Source organism: Alloscardovia sp. HMSC034E08 (assembly GCF_001813415.1).
Taxonomy (GTDB): domain Bacteria; phylum Actinomycetota; class Actinomycetes; order Actinomycetales; family Bifidobacteriaceae; genus Alloscardovia; species Alloscardovia omnicolens.
This window is the reverse complement of record NZ_KV812468.1, coordinates 1504699-1519345: the sequence shown is the minus strand read 5'-3', so window position 1 is coordinate 1519345 and position 14647 is coordinate 1504699. Positions and strand designations below refer to the sequence as shown.

The 14647-nt window shown below is 52.1% G+C and carries 13 protein-coding genes; 2 read left to right on the top strand and 11 right to left on the bottom strand.

Annotation, left to right across the window (positions count from 1 at the left end; translation table 11 throughout):
- Positions 1 to 283: 283 nt before the first annotated feature.
- Positions 284 to 1750 (top strand): ClC family H(+)/Cl(-) exchange transporter, encoded by a 1467-nt coding sequence (locus HMPREF2909_RS08160; protein ID WP_246815562.1) that lies wholly within the window; start codon positions 284 to 286, stop codon positions 1748 to 1750.
- On the opposite strand, the gene HMPREF2909_RS09935 is transcribed toward HMPREF2909_RS08160, so the two are convergent.
- The 8 genes from HMPREF2909_RS09935 to HMPREF2909_RS08120 all read right to left on the bottom strand — a co-directional run bounded on the left by HMPREF2909_RS09935 (position 1747) and on the right by HMPREF2909_RS08120 (position 10163).
- A complete protein-coding gene (locus HMPREF2909_RS09935) occupies positions 1747 to 2100 on the bottom strand; it encodes a fluoride efflux transporter FluC (protein ID WP_084797325.1) in 354 nt (117 codons plus the stop codon). The two genes, HMPREF2909_RS08160 and HMPREF2909_RS09935, sit on opposite strands and share 4 nt — an antisense overlap.
- A gap of 33 nt (positions 2101 to 2133) precedes the next feature.
- Positions 2134 to 3357, bottom strand: a complete 1224-nt coding sequence (locus HMPREF2909_RS08150; protein ID WP_071415881.1) for a sensor histidine kinase — start codon at positions 3355 to 3357, stop codon at positions 2134 to 2136.
- Positions 3350 to 4030: a response regulator transcription factor gene (locus HMPREF2909_RS08145; protein ID WP_084797324.1), complete on the bottom strand. Its 681-nt coding sequence runs from the start codon at positions 4028 to 4030 to the stop codon at positions 3350 to 3352. Before HMPREF2909_RS08145 ends, HMPREF2909_RS08150 begins: the two co-directional genes overlap by 8 nt.
- A gap of 3 nt (positions 4031 to 4033) precedes the next feature.
- Positions 4034 to 4711 (bottom strand): GTP pyrophosphokinase, encoded by a 678-nt coding sequence (locus tag HMPREF2909_RS08140; protein WP_084797323.1) that lies wholly within the window; start codon positions 4709 to 4711, stop codon positions 4034 to 4036.
- 44 nt (positions 4712 to 4755) lie between these two features.
- Positions 4756 to 5412: a fluoride efflux transporter FluC gene (locus HMPREF2909_RS08135; protein ID WP_071415880.1), complete on the bottom strand. Its 657-nt coding sequence runs from the start codon at positions 5410 to 5412 to the stop codon at positions 4756 to 4758.
- A gap of 9 nt (positions 5413 to 5421) precedes the next feature.
- Positions 5422 to 6723, bottom strand: a complete 1302-nt coding sequence (locus HMPREF2909_RS08130; protein ID WP_049216575.1) for an adenylosuccinate synthase — start codon at positions 6721 to 6723, stop codon at positions 5422 to 5424.
- A gap of 496 nt (positions 6724 to 7219) precedes the next feature.
- On the bottom strand, positions 7220 to 8257 hold the full coding sequence (gene fbaA / locus HMPREF2909_RS08125) for a class II fructose-bisphosphate aldolase (protein ID WP_071415879.1): 1038 nt from the start codon (positions 8255 to 8257) through the stop codon (positions 7220 to 7222).
- Positions 8258 to 8273: 16 nt separating this feature from the next.
- Entirely contained in the window at positions 8274 to 10163 is a 1890-nt protein-coding gene (locus HMPREF2909_RS08120) for a heavy metal translocating P-type ATPase (protein WP_148130852.1), read from the bottom strand.
- 88 nt (positions 10164 to 10251) lie between these two features.
- Here HMPREF2909_RS08120 and HMPREF2909_RS08115 point away from each other — a divergent pair, with 88 nt between their 5' ends.
- Complete coding sequence (locus HMPREF2909_RS08115; RefSeq protein WP_071415877.1) at positions 10252 to 10599, top strand: iron chaperone; 348 nt, start codon at positions 10252 to 10254, stop codon at positions 10597 to 10599.
- Here HMPREF2909_RS08115 and HMPREF2909_RS08110 read toward each other — a convergent pair.
- The 3 genes from HMPREF2909_RS08110 to HMPREF2909_RS08100 all read right to left on the bottom strand — a co-directional run bounded on the left by HMPREF2909_RS08110 (position 10596) and on the right by HMPREF2909_RS08100 (position 14327).
- On the bottom strand, positions 10596 to 11954 hold the full coding sequence (locus tag HMPREF2909_RS08110; protein ID WP_071415876.1) for an MFS transporter: 1359 nt from the start codon (positions 11952 to 11954) through the stop codon (positions 10596 to 10598). The genes HMPREF2909_RS08115 and HMPREF2909_RS08110 overlap by 4 nt on opposite strands.
- 37 nt (positions 11955 to 11991) lie before the next feature.
- Positions 11992 to 13551: a DUF5605 domain-containing protein gene (locus HMPREF2909_RS08105; RefSeq protein WP_071415875.1), complete on the bottom strand. Its 1560-nt coding sequence runs from the start codon at positions 13549 to 13551 to the stop codon at positions 11992 to 11994.
- 179 nt (positions 13552 to 13730) lie between these two features.
- Positions 13731 to 14327 (bottom strand): TetR/AcrR family transcriptional regulator, encoded by a 597-nt coding sequence (locus HMPREF2909_RS08100; protein ID WP_256375736.1) that lies wholly within the window; start codon positions 14325 to 14327, stop codon positions 13731 to 13733.
- Positions 14328 to 14647 lie beyond the last annotated feature (320 nt).

Here is a 14647-nt window from a genome sequence, read left to right as displayed (position 1 = left end):
GTATGAGCGCCGGCGAAGGCACGGAAACTGCAAGGAGAAGATCATGACTGCACACGATTCCGCGCCAAGTCACAAACCAAACCACGAGTCCGATCTCAACGCCGACGTTGTAGACGATATCGCCGACGACTTCGACCTCACGAACTCAACCGCCACCACCGCCACGAACAACGAAAACACCACCTCAACCACCCGCGCGCTTTCACGCCGCTACCGCACGCACATCCAGGAGCTGCTGTCGGGGTCGCACCGCCGTCAGTGGTCAATTGCGTTGCGAGGGATTATGTGCGGCGCGGGCGCGGGACTGCTGGTGGTGGCGTATCGAGCAATCATCGCGTATGGCAATAATTGGGCGGTAGGCGCGTACCAATACATGGCTAATCACCCCCTAACAATCCTCGCATTCCTGCTCACCGCCGCAGCAGCCGCAGCAGCCATCGCCAAGCTCGTCGCGTGGGAGCCGATGGCTACCGGCTCGGGTATTCCTCAAGTTGAGGGCGTGCTGTTGTGGGGGCTCAAAATGCGCTGGTGGTCAATTCTGTTTGTGCGTTTTACGGCAGGCATCATTTGCGGCTTCTTCGGCATGAGCTTGGGTCGCGAAGGTCCGTCCATTCAAATTGGTGCGGCCACAGCTGCCGGCATTGGCGCTCGTATGAGCAAAAACAATGTTGAGCGCGATAACTTTACGGCGGCAGGTGCGGCGGCAGGCTTGTCCGCGGCGTTCAGCGCCCCACTGTCCGGCATGATGTTCGCACTCGAGGAAGTCTACCGCAGTTTTAACCCGACTGTTTTGCTCACCGCCACCACGGCCGCACTCACCGCAGACCTCATGTCTAAGATTTTCCTGGGCTTTAACCCAGTTTTGCATTTCGTCGCGGTCGAACAGCTCCACCTCAACAGTTATGTGTGGCTCATCCCGCTCGGCCTGGTTAGCGGCATAACGGGTGCGGCGATGAACGCGCTGCTGCTCGGCTTGCAGACCGCGTATAGTCATATCGCACTGCACTGGCGCCTGTTTATCGCAATTGTGCTGACCCTGCCGGTCGGCATTTTCCTCCCGCTAGCTCTGGGCGGCGGCACCTCGCTTATCGCTTTTGCCGAGCAGGCAGCAAGCCCGCTGGGAATGCTCGTCGTGCTACTGCTCATAAAAATGCTCTTTACCGCTACCAGCTTCGGCAGCGGCGCTCCGGGCGGCATTTTCTTGCCGATTTTGACGGTAGGCGCTGTGGCCGGCAGCATTTACGCGCGGATTGCACCGATTAGTCCGCAACTGATTGCCACGTTCGCAGTTTTGGCGATGGCGGGAACGCTCACGGCTTCGGTGAAGGCTCCGATTACGTCGATGATGTTGGTGATTGAAATGACCGGTTCGCTCGTGCACATGCTTCCGGTGGCAACGGTCACCCTAATTTCTTTGGCTGTTTCCGATGCGCTCAGAACGCAGCCGATTTATCACGCACTGCTCAATCGCTTTATGAAGTCGAGCAAACCAACGGTGGATAAAGCAAGTCAATCAGCCTTAATCTCTCTGCCGGTCGAACTCGATAGCGCGGTCATGGGCAAAGCGATCGGAAAGATTAACTGGCCAGAACATACCGCGGTTATTTCTGTGCGGCGCGGCGGCAAAGAGTTCGTACCGCGCGCAACAACGGTTATTCAGCCGGGTGATGGGATTGTGGTTATGTATACCGGCGAGCATCAGCGCCAAGCGAGAGAAGAGCTGAACCTGCTGTGCTCGAGCGCATACTAAGCGAGAGCGCCAAACAGGGCAACGCCTACGAGAACCGCGCATACGGGCAGACCGATGCACCAGACGGCGTAGACGAGGCAGTCAACAAAGTGGCGAGCGCGGGCGAGCGAAATAATTTCGTTCATCGCGGTCGAGAAGGTGGAGAAGCCGCCGAGGAAGCCGCTGGTGGCCAGAACGTACATGTTCAGGTCGTAGGAGCGCAGATAGATAACGCAGGCGGCGAAGAGGAAGCCGGCCAGCGTGTTAATGAATAACGTGGACCATGGGAAGGAGCCGGTGGAGGCGCGCTTAATGAGCGTATCCACAACGAAGCGCGCGACAGTTCCGAGACCGCCGCACAGACTCACCATCAGCAGTGTTGTTAGAGACACAACATTCCTTCCCTACAGTCGTACTACGAAAATAATAGTATCCTCACTGTATCGCACGTCAATGCGCCCCTTAAAGAGCTTCACCATGCTTTGCGCCATGTTCAGTCCAATGCCAAAGCCTGACGTGGTTTTCTCCGACTCACTCGAACCGGCACGCGTGTGCGATTCGTCATCGCGGTAGAAACGTTCGAAGAAGTGCGAATAGTTTTTACCTTTGCCGTCCACGTAGGTGTTGGCTACTTCAAGATGCGCGGAATAGCGTGGATCTCGCGACTTGCGCAAGAGCACAGACACGTTGCCACCGTCATCGCAGTATTTGTTGGCGTTGTCCACGAGAATGTTCACCAGCTCGAAAGCGGATTTCGCTTCGGCTTTAATGTTAATCCCCTCGGCCACGTCCATGTGGAAAGTTTTACCGTCGCGCATAATGGAACTCTTAAAACTGGAGGCCGCGTTCTGCACGGTTTCGGAGAAGTTCACGTCGCCCAACGTCATATCTGGCTGCTCTTCCAAACGTGCCAGCGACACCATCTGATTAATCAGCGCGGTCATGCGCTCTACCTGCGCTTTGGTAGACGCGCTCCATTCGCTCTCGCCTTCCATCATCTCCTGTAGCTCGGTGTTCGCGGAAATAATAGCCAGCGGCGTTTTCAGCTCGTGCCCGGCGTTGGTAATAAAGCGTTTCTGTTTCTTGTAGTTCTCCACGAAAGGCTGCACCGCCCACTTGGAAATGATGGCCGCCACGCTTATAAAGAAGAACAGTGCCACGAGAAACATGGCGATGGAGATATGGAACAGGCGCGAACGGTTGGCGAGTTGCGCGTTAATATTCACGGCGGACAGGCGCAACCCGTCCGACTCGCTCACCACCTGGTAGGAGAAGCTTTGATCGGCAATAATCACCGTTCCCGCTGTGCTCAACGAATCAAGCAGGGTCTCGGCGGCCGAGGATATTTGCGTGTCCGACACGTTATCGAGGTTGCGCTTGGACGTTACGGAAACCTCCCCGCTAGACGAGCGGTACACGCTAAAGTACTGATAATGCTCACTTTCTCCGTCTACGCTTTCCGCCGGCAGCATGCCCTTATGGAAGTTAATCAGCCGCAGCAGCACGCTCGTTTCGCGCCCGCTCTCCCAGTGCGAGACGAAGTTGAGCACAGAAATGGGCGCAATCGTAACAATCAGCACAACCAGCGCGGTAATAAGGGTAAAGCGCAAACGAAGTTTTTTAAGCATCAGCTATCTCCAAACCGTACGGGCCGCCGTCCTCGCCGGTTATGCGCACCTGCGCGCCGATAGCCTTGAGCTTGTTCTTAACGTACGAAATGTAAATCCAAACGTAGCCGGCGTCTTTATCCTCGTTGTTTGCGAAAACGTGCTCGTACACGTCCTCGTGCGTAACCGGCGCGTGCTGCGCGTTAAGAATAAGATATTCGAGCAGTTTCACCTCGTTCGCGTTTAAGCGCATGGAGCTGTGCGCGCTCACTTCCTGCTCGCGCACGTTAAGCGTTATGTTACCGAAGTTAATCTCTTTGCTGCCAAAATTCGTGTCGAAGCGGCGCTCGAGCGAACGCAGCCGCGCCATCAGCTCTTTAAGCGAAAGCGGTTTGGTAAGGTAGTCGTCGGCGCCGGTATCTAAGCCGTTTACGCGCTCATCGATTTCCGACATAGCGGTGAGCATAATAATGTACGTCGAGTTTCCGCGAGCGCGCAGCTCCTGCACGGCTTCCAGACCGGTCTTAATCGGCATCATGATGTCGAAAATCATAACGTCGAAGGCATGGGATTCCGCTAAATCTAAGGCTTCCTGACCGTTCGCGACCGCAGTTACCTCGTACCCCTGCCTCTCGAGCGCTACCATATACGCGCGGCACAGCGCTTGCTCGTCTTCTGCTATAAGGATTTTCACGTGCTACTCGCTTTCGGCCTCATCCATTAAATGGCGGATCGTTTGCATACTCATATCGCAGGAGGCCAGTTCGTCGGCGCAGCGCTTCAGCTCGGAGACAATACGCTCCTGATTTTTAATGCCCTTTTTGTACTTAAGCTCATGCTCGAGCGCTGCCCACGAATCCATCGCGATAGTGCGAATCTGTACTTCCACAAAGTACGCGCTGGCTGGGTTTAGAGGGTCGCGCACGCTGGCAATCACATGATACGAGCGGTAGCCATTCAGTTTAGCGTTAAAAACGTAATCTTTTTTCTCGATGACCTCAACGCCCTCAATCTGCTCGAGCTCGCGCACCACCAGCTCAATATCGTCGATAAAACGGGTAACCACGCGCACGCCGATCGCATCGCGCACACGGGTGAGCGCATTGTAAGCGTTGGCTTCGAGACCTTTACGCTCACATTTTTCGCGCATGGATTCGTCTGATTTTATGCGCGTATTCACGTGCTCGTACAACGAGTAGCCGGTTGATTCCTTGGTTCGCGCGTTGGCTTGTTCGAGCGCTTCGATGACGCTGTCGCACACGCGCTCCATTGCGGGACGGTACGGTCCGTAGATCGATTCGGGCGCGGCGCTTGGCGTCGCGCTTGGCGCGGCGCTTGGCGTCGCGCTTGGCGCGGTAGGCGCGGTCTCGGTCATCGCAAACTCCTTGTGATTGCTCGCTGCTTGTTTACGTGATGACTTTAGTGCTTGCGATGTTTGCGCGCATGTACCCGCTGCGAATTTTCACTAGCTTTTTGCGTAGCTCGGCTTACGCGGTGCGTTACGCTCTTGTTTTGGCTCTTGTTTTGAATGTGTGCGCGGCGACGAGCGCTTACGCGAGGACGGCGCGACGCTTGCTGTTGCTGGTGCTGTTGTGCTCGGCGTTGCGCGCGCTTGGCTCCGCTTGCCCACGTACCGAACAGCGCTCCAAGAATGGCGCTGACGATGCCGGCAGCGAGCGAAACAATCGCATACGCCCAGCCGTAATCACTCGCCGCGATCTCGAGGGCGAGCGTAGACATCGTGGATAAACCGCCGCACACGCCCATGCCAAGGCCTTTAGAAATCAACTCGCCTGCGCGTTTTTGAGATGCCGGCGCATGCTCAGAGAGCAAGGTGTGGCTCAGGGCCGCAGTAATGGCTGCGAGCGCGAAAGTTGCTATAACGTTCGCGGTAAAAGTTCCCCAGCGAATAGACAGCGGATGTGGCAGCGTGTTCATGCTGCTGCTTATACCGTAACGCGCGGCAGTGCCCAGCGCACCGCCCACAAACACCACTAGGTACATCCAGATGTCTGTGAGAGGTGTGCGATTAACGCGCGGTTTTCGAGCGCGCGAAGCTGTCCTGTGTTTTGCCACGGTTACTGTTTAGTCGAGCAGGGAGTGCACAGAAATAATGTGGTCGCGTTGAGGACCGGTACCGATAGCGGAAATGCGGCAGCCGGACAGCTCTTCCAAACGGCGCACATATGCCTGCGTGGTTTCTGGCAAGTCTTCGAAACGATGAACCTGGGAAATATCTTCGTTCCAGCCTGGCATCTCTTCGTAGATTGGCGTAGCGCGCGCGAAAGCATCCTGATCGGTTGGCATATCGTCGTAACGCGTATGTGTGCCGTCTGCATTTTCTACATCGTAGGCTACGCAAATTGGAATAGTCTTAAGACCGGTGAGCACGTCTAACTTCGTAAGCACAATGTCGGTGAGACCATTAACCTGAGTAGCGTAACGGTTAACAACCGAGTCGAACCAACCGCAACGGCGTGGACGACCAGTTGTTACGCCGAACTCATGACCTTGCTGACGCAGCCATTCTCCGTCTTCATTATCGAGCTCAGTTGGGAATGGACCCTCACCCACGCGAGTGATGTATGCCTTGGATACGCCGATTACGCGAGCAATCTTTGTTGGTCCAACGCCTGTACCCGTGCATGCGCCGCCCGAGGTTGGGTTCGACGAGGTGACGTATGGGTAGGTGCCGTGGTCCACATCGAGCATGGTTGCCTGACCGCCTTCGAAGAGCACTACTTCGCCGCGATCGATAGCCTTGTTGAGCAGAAGACCAGTGTTATCTACGTACTTGCGAATCTTTTCACCCATTTCGGTGAGGAAAGCTACGGTTTCTTCCACGTCGATAGCGCGCTGATTGTAAATCTTCACCAGCATCTGATTCTTCTGACGCAGCGACGCTTCTACCTTGTCGTGCAAAATCTCTGGATTATACAAATCGTGCACGCGAATGCCCACACGGTTAATCTTGTCTGCATAAGCAGGACCGATACCGCGACCAGTGGTACCAATCTTGCGCTTTCCAGCGTAGCGCTCGGTTACCTTATCGATAACACGGTGGTAAGGCGCAATAATATGAGCCGAATCCGAAATGACCAGCTTCGAGCAGTCGACGCCGCGCGCTTCCAAGCCCTCGATTTCTTCGAGCAAAACCTCTGGATCGACTACCACGCCGTTACCGATAACAGGAGTAACGTTCGCGTTAACGATACCGGATGGCAGCAAATGCAATGCGTAAGATTCCTCGCCCACCACAACCGTGTGACCAGCATTATTACCACCATTAAAGCGAGCAACGTAATCGACTTGACCGCCAATAAGGTCGGTCGCTTTGCCCTTTCCTTCGTCGCCCCACTGTGCTCCAACGAGAATAACGCCTGGCATATTGACTCCTCACGCATAAAAGAACTACATTCCGAGGATACTCTGAACGCTCTACGAGGGCGGAGTGGGGCGGTGGGGTGTTTGGGTTATGTGCCCGGCGGGCGTTTTCTGCTTTAGCTTTCGTAGCTAATGCTTAGCTATGAATGGCAAAGCCTTTCGCTGGCGTATTTTTGGCTTCAGAAAGCTTTAACTCTCATAGATGATGGTTATCTATGAACGATACAGCATCCGGTTAGCTCGGTTCGCGCTCAAAAAGCTTGATTTTATACGCACTCTTACATGTGCAAATCTGGTGCTTCTGCTGTAGCTTTTTCATAGCTGTGCGTTAGCGCTACCTGGCAAAGCCTTTACCACCACTGATTTAACCGGTCAGAAAGCTTTAACGTTCACCAATGTCGTTACTAATGAAAGTTAAAGCCAAGCGCACACCCCACAACAAACAAATCACCCCTTACCACAAAACCTGTAGTACGAGGTGAATTGTTCCCAAAAACAACTACTTAATCGCCCGCCCAGCCGAACCGAGCTGAACGCAGGTCTCGATTACGCGGGCGGCCATGGAGTCCTCGGCTTCACGACCCCAGGAGCGCGGATCATACTTGCTCTTATCGCCCACTTCGCCGTCGATTTTAAGAACCTTATCGTAGTTGGTCATCATGTGGCCGGCGATGGCGCGGGTGAAGGCGTACTGGGTATCGGTGTCGATGTTCATCTTTACGACGCCATAGCTTACCGCGCGCGCAATGTCGGACGCCGTAGAGCCGGAGCCGCCGTGGAAGACCAGGTAGAACGGCTTCTTCTGCTCCTCGCCGCCGCCCACAAAACCCTGAATATCGCGCAAAATCTCGGGGCGCAACTTCACAATGCCTGGCTTGTACGAACCGTGTACGTTGCCGAAAGTAAAGGCCGCCATGTACCGCGCGCAACCATTCTCCCCAACGCTCAGCCCAAGCCGGTCGGCAACTAAACGCGCATCGTCCACAGTCGAATACAGCTTCTCGTTAATCTCCGCGCGATGACCATCTTCCTCGCCACCCACAGCACCAATCTCAATTTCGAGCACGGTATGTGCCAAAGCCGATTTCTCGAGCAAACGGGAAGCGATGTCGAGGTTTTCCTGCAGTGGCACAGTCGAACCGTCCCACATGTGCGACTGGAAAAGCGGCTCCTCACCGCGGCGTACGGTCTCAATCTCCATGTCGAGCAGAGGATCAACCCACTCGCCGAGGTACTGCTTCGCGCAATGGTCTGTGTGCAAAGCGACCGTAATGTTTGGGTACTGCGAGGCCACTTCGTGCGCGAAAACGGCGAAAGCACGGGAACCCACAACGCGATCTTTGAGCTTTTGTCCACTCACATACGCGCTGCCACCTACGGAAATTTGAATAATACCGTCCGAACCGGCATCTGCTAAGCCCTGCAAAGCCGCGTTGAGCGTTTGCGAACTCGTTACGTTAATGGCTGGGAAAGCGTATCCGCCTTCGCGCGCCGCCGCCAACATGACGGAATATTGTTCTGGTGTTGCAACTGTCATAATTACCTACAATTACTTACTTCACTTCTCGCACAGCGTTGAGCGCCCACACAATCGACACCACGTCAATCGCTTCCTGACCGAAAGCACCCACCACTGCGGGGATTACTCCAAACGTTGCTACAATCATACCCGCGAGAGCCAACCCGAGGCCAAGGAAAACAGCCTGCAGCATAACACGGCGCGTGCGGCGCGCGATTTCAATGGAACGCGGCAGCAAACTCAGGTCGTCGTTCATAATAACCATGTGCGCGGTTTGGGAGGCCGCCGACGACGAGCCGTCCGTAAGCGCCACGCCAATATCGGCCGCGGCCAGCACTGGCGCATCGTTTACGCCGTCACCCACCATAAAAATCGCGCCAGCTCCACCACCACTACGCGCATTATTGAGGATCCTCTGCTTATGCTCCGGCAGCAGTTTCGCATGCACATCCTCGGCAGCAATCCCCACGGACGCTGCCACGCGGTTCGCGGACACAGGACCGTCACCGGTAAGCATGGAAATAGAGCGCACACCCAGAGAGCGCAAACGCTCGATAGCAGTACGCGCATTCGAGCGTTCAACATCACGCAAAACGATTCGCCCCACGAGTTCGTCATCGATCGAAACGTACGCCCCCATCTCGTCTGCCTCGCGCATGGCCGCCAGTCTCGCATCGTGCTTCAGCAATCGCCCTGATTTCGCGAAGCCCACACTGTCTGCAGATTCCTCGACGAAACAGCGCCGTCCCACGCGCACCTCGTGACCGTCCACGATAGCGCTCACACCGTAACCGCTGCGCTCCGATACGTGAGAGACCGCGTCCACATTGAGTACAGGCAGAGCAGCCGAGCGTACTTTCTTGCCGGCACGCGCAATACCGAGCGCCAAAATATGGATGGAGTACGATTCGACCGCGCCTGCCGCAGCAAGAATCACGTCGTCCGTATAGTTCGAAGTAAAACGCTCGACGCGCACAACCTGCGGCTGCTTAACCGTAAGCGTTCCCGTTTTATCGAAGAACACCGAACCGACGCGCGTGAGCTGCTCGAGCACTTCCTGCCCTTTAATCAGCACACCCGCGGCAGCTAGACGCGAAGTACCGCCGAGATACGCGACGGGAGCTGCGATAAGAAGCGGGCACGGCGTGGAGAGCACGAGAACCTGAGTAAAGCGCACCGGGTCGCCGCTGAGGAACCAGGCAAGACCAGCGAGGAAGAACGCGATAACAGTAAACGGCACAGCCAGCAGATCCGCGGTACGCACCGAGCTCGGGCGGGACTCCTGCGCCTGCTTAACTAGAGATAAGATGCGCTGATACTGCGAATCCTCGGCGGAGGCGATGGCGCGCAGAGTAAAACTTTCGGAATCATTCACCGCGCCTGATGGTACGCGCTGAGCGTTCAGCACGGTTTGAGGAAGCGGCTCACCGTTAATCATAGCCAGATTGACGACCGCGCGTTCGCTCATAACGACGCCATCGACCGGAACCGTTTCGCCTGGTTTAACGAGCAGCAGATTCATAACCTGAACCTCGGAAACTGGCACATCGCACAGCGCATCGTTCGCACCGAGCACATGCGCGGTCTGAGGAGCAGCGCTGAGCAGAGCGGTGAGGTTATGTTCGGCCGAGCTTTGCGCGTACGCCTCGATAACCGAACCGGAATAAATCATGAGCACAACGGTCCAGGAGGCCCAAAACTCGCCCACGGCCAGCGTGGAAATAATCGCCACCACAGCCAGCACGTCCAAACCGACGTGGCCTTCTTTAATGTCGGCAATCATGCCGATGAGCGTATCGATAACGGTGACGAGCACAAGCCCGGCCACCACCCACACACGCGCGTCCTCGAAACCCTTTTCACTCAGAATAACGAGCACGAGCAGTACCGCGAGCGTAACGAACAGCATGGGCACGTCCTTCATGGACTGCCACACGCGCTGCAGTTGAGCGTTCTTCATCTTTGCTCCTTACAGGTATACTAATAACAATACTTGCATCGAAGGAGATAGTATGGCTACCCAGCTTCCTGCTGATTTCGAGGAGTATCTCGCCGGTTCGCGCGTTCCCAATACGACGCGCGAATTTATGCGCGAACTGCTTGAGTGGATGGTCGAGAATCACCCTGAACTTGAGATGCGTATCGCATGGAACCAGCCGATGTCTACGCATCACGGCACTTTTATTGTTGGCTTTTCCGCTTCGAAAGCGCATGTGAGCGGCGCGGCTGAGGACGTTGTTTTAGAGCGTATGCGCGCTGATTTTACCGCGGCTGGATACAAGTGCTTAAAGCGCACCGTAAACTTCCCGCTGAGCAAGCCGCTGCCTTTTGATTTGCTCAACCGTGCGATTGCAGTTTAGGCAAGCTCATTAATCACGGTATGAATCTTCTTATCAAGATCGTAAACAGCGAGAAGAACTGCCATCACAACAACCATCGCAACTGGAATCCACACGAATGATTGAACAATAGCGTTCACTGTTGCTGCGGACTGACTAAGCGCGGAACCATCATATCCGCTCATGCTTAATATCCAAGCAATTGCAGCAGCCGAAACTCCCATAGCTATCTTCATAGAGAAGCTAGATGAGCTAAATACAATTCCATCAGAACGGATGCCCGTCGACCATTCTCCATAATCAACGACATCAGCGCTCATAGCATTCAATGCCGCATTAATCGGGATAATACCAATCATGCGAATCACTATGGATGCGAAGAAAATCCATACATTCGTTGGATCAATAAACACAACAAAAGAGCCTGCAGCAACAAGAATTAAACCGACGAGCGATGAGTTACGCTTACCGAACTTCTTAACAAAAGATCCAGCAAACGGTAAACCAATAATCAGAGGAATAACCGTGGCCAAACCAATAACAGTAGTGAGGTTTGAATTTCCCAGCACATACTTTGCGATATAAGTAGCCATTCCATTAGCAATTCCGTTGTACATCCACAACGCAAAATTGAGGCCTAAGGTAATCCACCAATATTTGTTTTTGGTTAACGCGTCGAAATGCGCGCCTACCGACTGCGTAGTTCCAGAAGATTTATGCTGCGAACCATTCACTTCGCGCGTATTGCTGAAGGTATACCAATATCCACATGGAATGAGAACTGCAATAGCGCCAAAGAAAACTGACCAGCCCATTGCCGTTGAGCCAAACAAATAATTAATAAACGGCATAGCGCATACATAAATAATTAAAGCTCCCACATTGGCAATAGTCATGCGGAAAATATTGAGCTGGGTTTTCTCATTTACGTCACTGGTCATCAGTGAAGTAAGCGATGCATACGACACATTTACAGTCGAGTAGGCAATGTTAACCAAAGTATAGGTAACCCAAGCAAAGATAATACTAAGCAGATGGTTACTAAACGGATTCACAAAGAGGAAGAAAAACGTGATGCCATAAGCAACACCGCCAACCAACATCCACGGCCGAGCTTTCCCCCATCGCGTACTTGTCTTGTCTACAAGGATCCCCACCGATAAATCCCAGAATGCCACGACAAGACGTACCACAAGTAAGAGCGTTGCCACCTGAGCAGCTGGAATATGCACTACATCCGTATAGAACATAGTCAAATAGGTTGCTAACGCAATATTTCCAATACTCGTCCAAAAATCGCCCATCCCAAAAGCAAATTTTTGAGCAAAACTCAGAGGTGCTTTATCCGAAGTTACGGTTGATTGCTGATTAGCCATAACGTTTTTCTTCCTCAGTACTAATTATTTCTAGGGTTTAGGCTTTTTGAATACGGATGGCCATGTATTGCTTACCTAAATCGCAATGTACGGTATCGCTGTATGTACCTGGAAGACGCGTAATCGTCATGTTCCACGTATCGATAACATCAACAACGAAATTGCCTTCTCCGCACAAATCCTTGATGTTGATTTCGCGATATGCAGGTCGATTAAAACCGAAATAGATTAAACGGTAACCGTTATCTCCCACAGCAACGGTCGCATCCCAATATTGGAAAGCCTTCAATTCAGGATTATCCAGCGGCGCCAAGTTTCGTGGAGCCTGCTCCCTCACATCTCGTAAGAATGCAATACGTTCTGGCGACTGACCATAAAGCTTGCCACCATGCGCCCACCAAATATTTGGATTACCTAAATAGGTTTCTCCATGAGTTACATAGCCACCGCGCAAAACACCTTCCCAATATCTACGATTAAGTTCTTCAGCAGTTAAGTTGCCCCAACCCCAGTAGATATCGCCTTCATATCCCGCTTCATCAACAACAACAGGCTTGCCATAATCTGTACGCCAATCGCTCACGCATTCTGTCGTACGAGTTACATCTATGCGCTGCACAGACACATGGGTAATCCATGGTTCACTGTGATCATACATGGTAATGCATTGGTGAATAGAACGCAGATGATTAAACGGATCGTTAGCCATAACAGTACGAGCATATAAACGCCAGTCTTCTCGTGTTTTCCATGGCATCAAATCGTATTCGTTCGCAAAAGACCACCAAATATTCTTATAGGCCGCATAACGGCGTGCTACATATGTGAGGTAGAAGATGTCTTCCTCTCGGCTCATCTTCGAGAAGCCCCATTTTTCCTTATCGTACGGGTGGAGCAGAATAATATCTGCTTCGATGCCAAGAGCATCGAGTTGCGCAATCCTCTTGTCGAGGTTTTCCCAGAAAGCTTCATTGAATCGATAAGGATCGAAGCCACTGCCCATATCACCGTCATAGGCAAACAATTCAGGATCTTCAGAATTAAAATCGTAGAACTTTGGGAAAATGCACATACGCATTTTGTTAAAGCTCGCCCGACTTAACGTTTCCACGGTCTGATTTTGTACTTGCTCGCTTTGGTTAGTCCACGCATAGCTAGTAGTTCCAAAAGGATAAAATGCTGTTCCGTCTTCGTATGCAAATTGATACTGAGCTTCATTATGAGCCAAACTCAAACCATCTAATCTTTGAACATCAATCGCACGCAGCACACGACCATGATTGCCTTCCGTTGCAGGAGTTACCGTAAAGCCGCCAGTTATACTATTAAGTTCAGGAACATTACTAATCGTTTCAAAGACCCACGATCCAACGGTCGATGCCATAAAACGAATCTCGTAATTGCCATGTCCGCGATAAAAACCATGTACATTCACTACTTCGTCAATAGATGCACTGCTTCCATTCTCGGCTACATGACTAAAACGGGCACTCAGCTGAACATCAACATATGGATTCCCTTCTTGAGGTCCATTGAGCTGAAGAGCGAAAAGTTTATATTGTTCCACTTCATGGAAAACATTTACAAGACCAGTCATGATTGTCCTTTCGACTTCCTTGTCGTATGAGCGATACATGAGATGCTGCCACTCATAACTTTTTGACAAACCAGTAACTCTGCGGACACGGAACATTATCCTAAGTTACCTATTAGTAAGTTATCATATGGTAACTTATATGTCAAATTCTTTCCTAATGGACATCACGGAAGTACAAACTATCTATAACCATCCCATAAAGGAGAAGGGAATAAATACTCCTCATACTCTTCCCACTCACCAACAAAATCAACCTTGGCAGGATCACCCAACCATCGGCCTTCCAAACCATACATCGCAGCCATAGTCATCATGTACACAAACTCGCCATCAACACCAGACGGAACTTTCCAGTTATAGCGACGATATTCCTCTCGAATTCGAGTCGGTCTCTCAGTAAAATATTCATGAGCTGGATGTTCGGGAGACATAGCTTCAGTATTGAGCACTTCAAACAAACGAACCATCTCCGGCTGCTGCACATTCTGCATGACTATCGCACGTAGCATAGCAGGAATACGAGGTTGTCCTCCTTCTAAATCTCCACCGGGCTCAAACTGAGAAAGATAAACACGACTTGCATCGGTAGCATCGTAATATCTTTTAATAACTTCTACCAATAGACCGCGCTTACTCCCAACACGGTGAATAACCGCAGTTTGAGAGATGCCGATTTCCTCTGCAATATCACGTAACGACATTCCGTGATACCCCTTGAGATGGATTAACCGAACAGCCACCTCAACGATTTGATTTAATCTGTCTTGCGCACTCATCCGTTTAGTCCTAGCCGATTGAGCCGCAGCATTTCCCTCGGTAGGCTCGGGAACCATAGCTATAGATTCAATGATTTCTCTTTCCGACCTAGTCATTTTCTATGCACCTCGTACCCTCAACGAACCAATGGCTCACTATCGCACAAATCACTAAGACCAAGATTACCATGTAGCCGCACTTTAAGTTGACACATGATAACTTAAGTTATATTGTTATTTGTTATCAAGTGGTAACTATTAAGTTATTGTTGATACTGGAACAGAGAAGTTCATGCTTTTCAAGAACTTTTTCCTTGAAAATGCTTTAACACTAAGGATGG

Coding starts and splice junctions, on each gene's coding strand:
- HMPREF2909_RS08160 (WP_246815562.1), top strand. CDS start 284: ATGTGCGGCGCGGGCGCGGGACTGCTGGTGGTGGCGTATCGAGCAATC.
- HMPREF2909_RS09935 (WP_084797325.1), bottom strand. CDS start 2,100: ATGGTGAGTCTGTGCGGCGGTCTCGGAACTGTCGCGCGCTTCGTTGTG.
- HMPREF2909_RS08150 (WP_071415881.1), bottom strand. CDS start 3,357: ATGCTTAAAAAACTTCGTTTGCGCTTTACCCTTATTACCGCGCTGGTT.
- HMPREF2909_RS08140 (WP_084797323.1), bottom strand. CDS start 4,711: ATGACCGAGACCGCGCCTACCGCGCCAAGCGCGACGCCAAGCGCCGCG.
- HMPREF2909_RS08130 (WP_049216575.1), bottom strand. CDS start 6,723: ATGCCAGGCGTTATTCTCGTTGGAGCACAGTGGGGCGACGAAGGAAAG.
- fbaA (WP_071415879.1), bottom strand. CDS start 8,257: ATGACAGTTGCAACACCAGAACAATATTCCGTCATGTTGGCGGCGGCG.
- HMPREF2909_RS08120 (WP_148130852.1), bottom strand. CDS start 10,163: ATGAAGGACGTGCCCATGCTGTTCGTTACGCTCGCGGTACTGCTCGTG.
- HMPREF2909_RS08115 (WP_071415877.1), top strand. CDS start 10,252: ATGGCTACCCAGCTTCCTGCTGATTTCGAGGAGTATCTCGCCGGTTCG.
- HMPREF2909_RS08110 (WP_071415876.1), bottom strand. CDS start 11,954: ATGGCTAATCAGCAATCAACCGTAACTTCGGATAAAGCACCTCTGAGT.
- HMPREF2909_RS08105 (WP_071415875.1), bottom strand. CDS start 13,551: ATGACTGGTCTTGTAAATGTTTTCCATGAAGTGGAACAATATAAACTT.
- HMPREF2909_RS08100 (WP_256375736.1), bottom strand. CDS start 14,327: ATGAGTGCGCAAGACAGATTAAATCAAATCGTTGAGGTGGCTGTTCGG.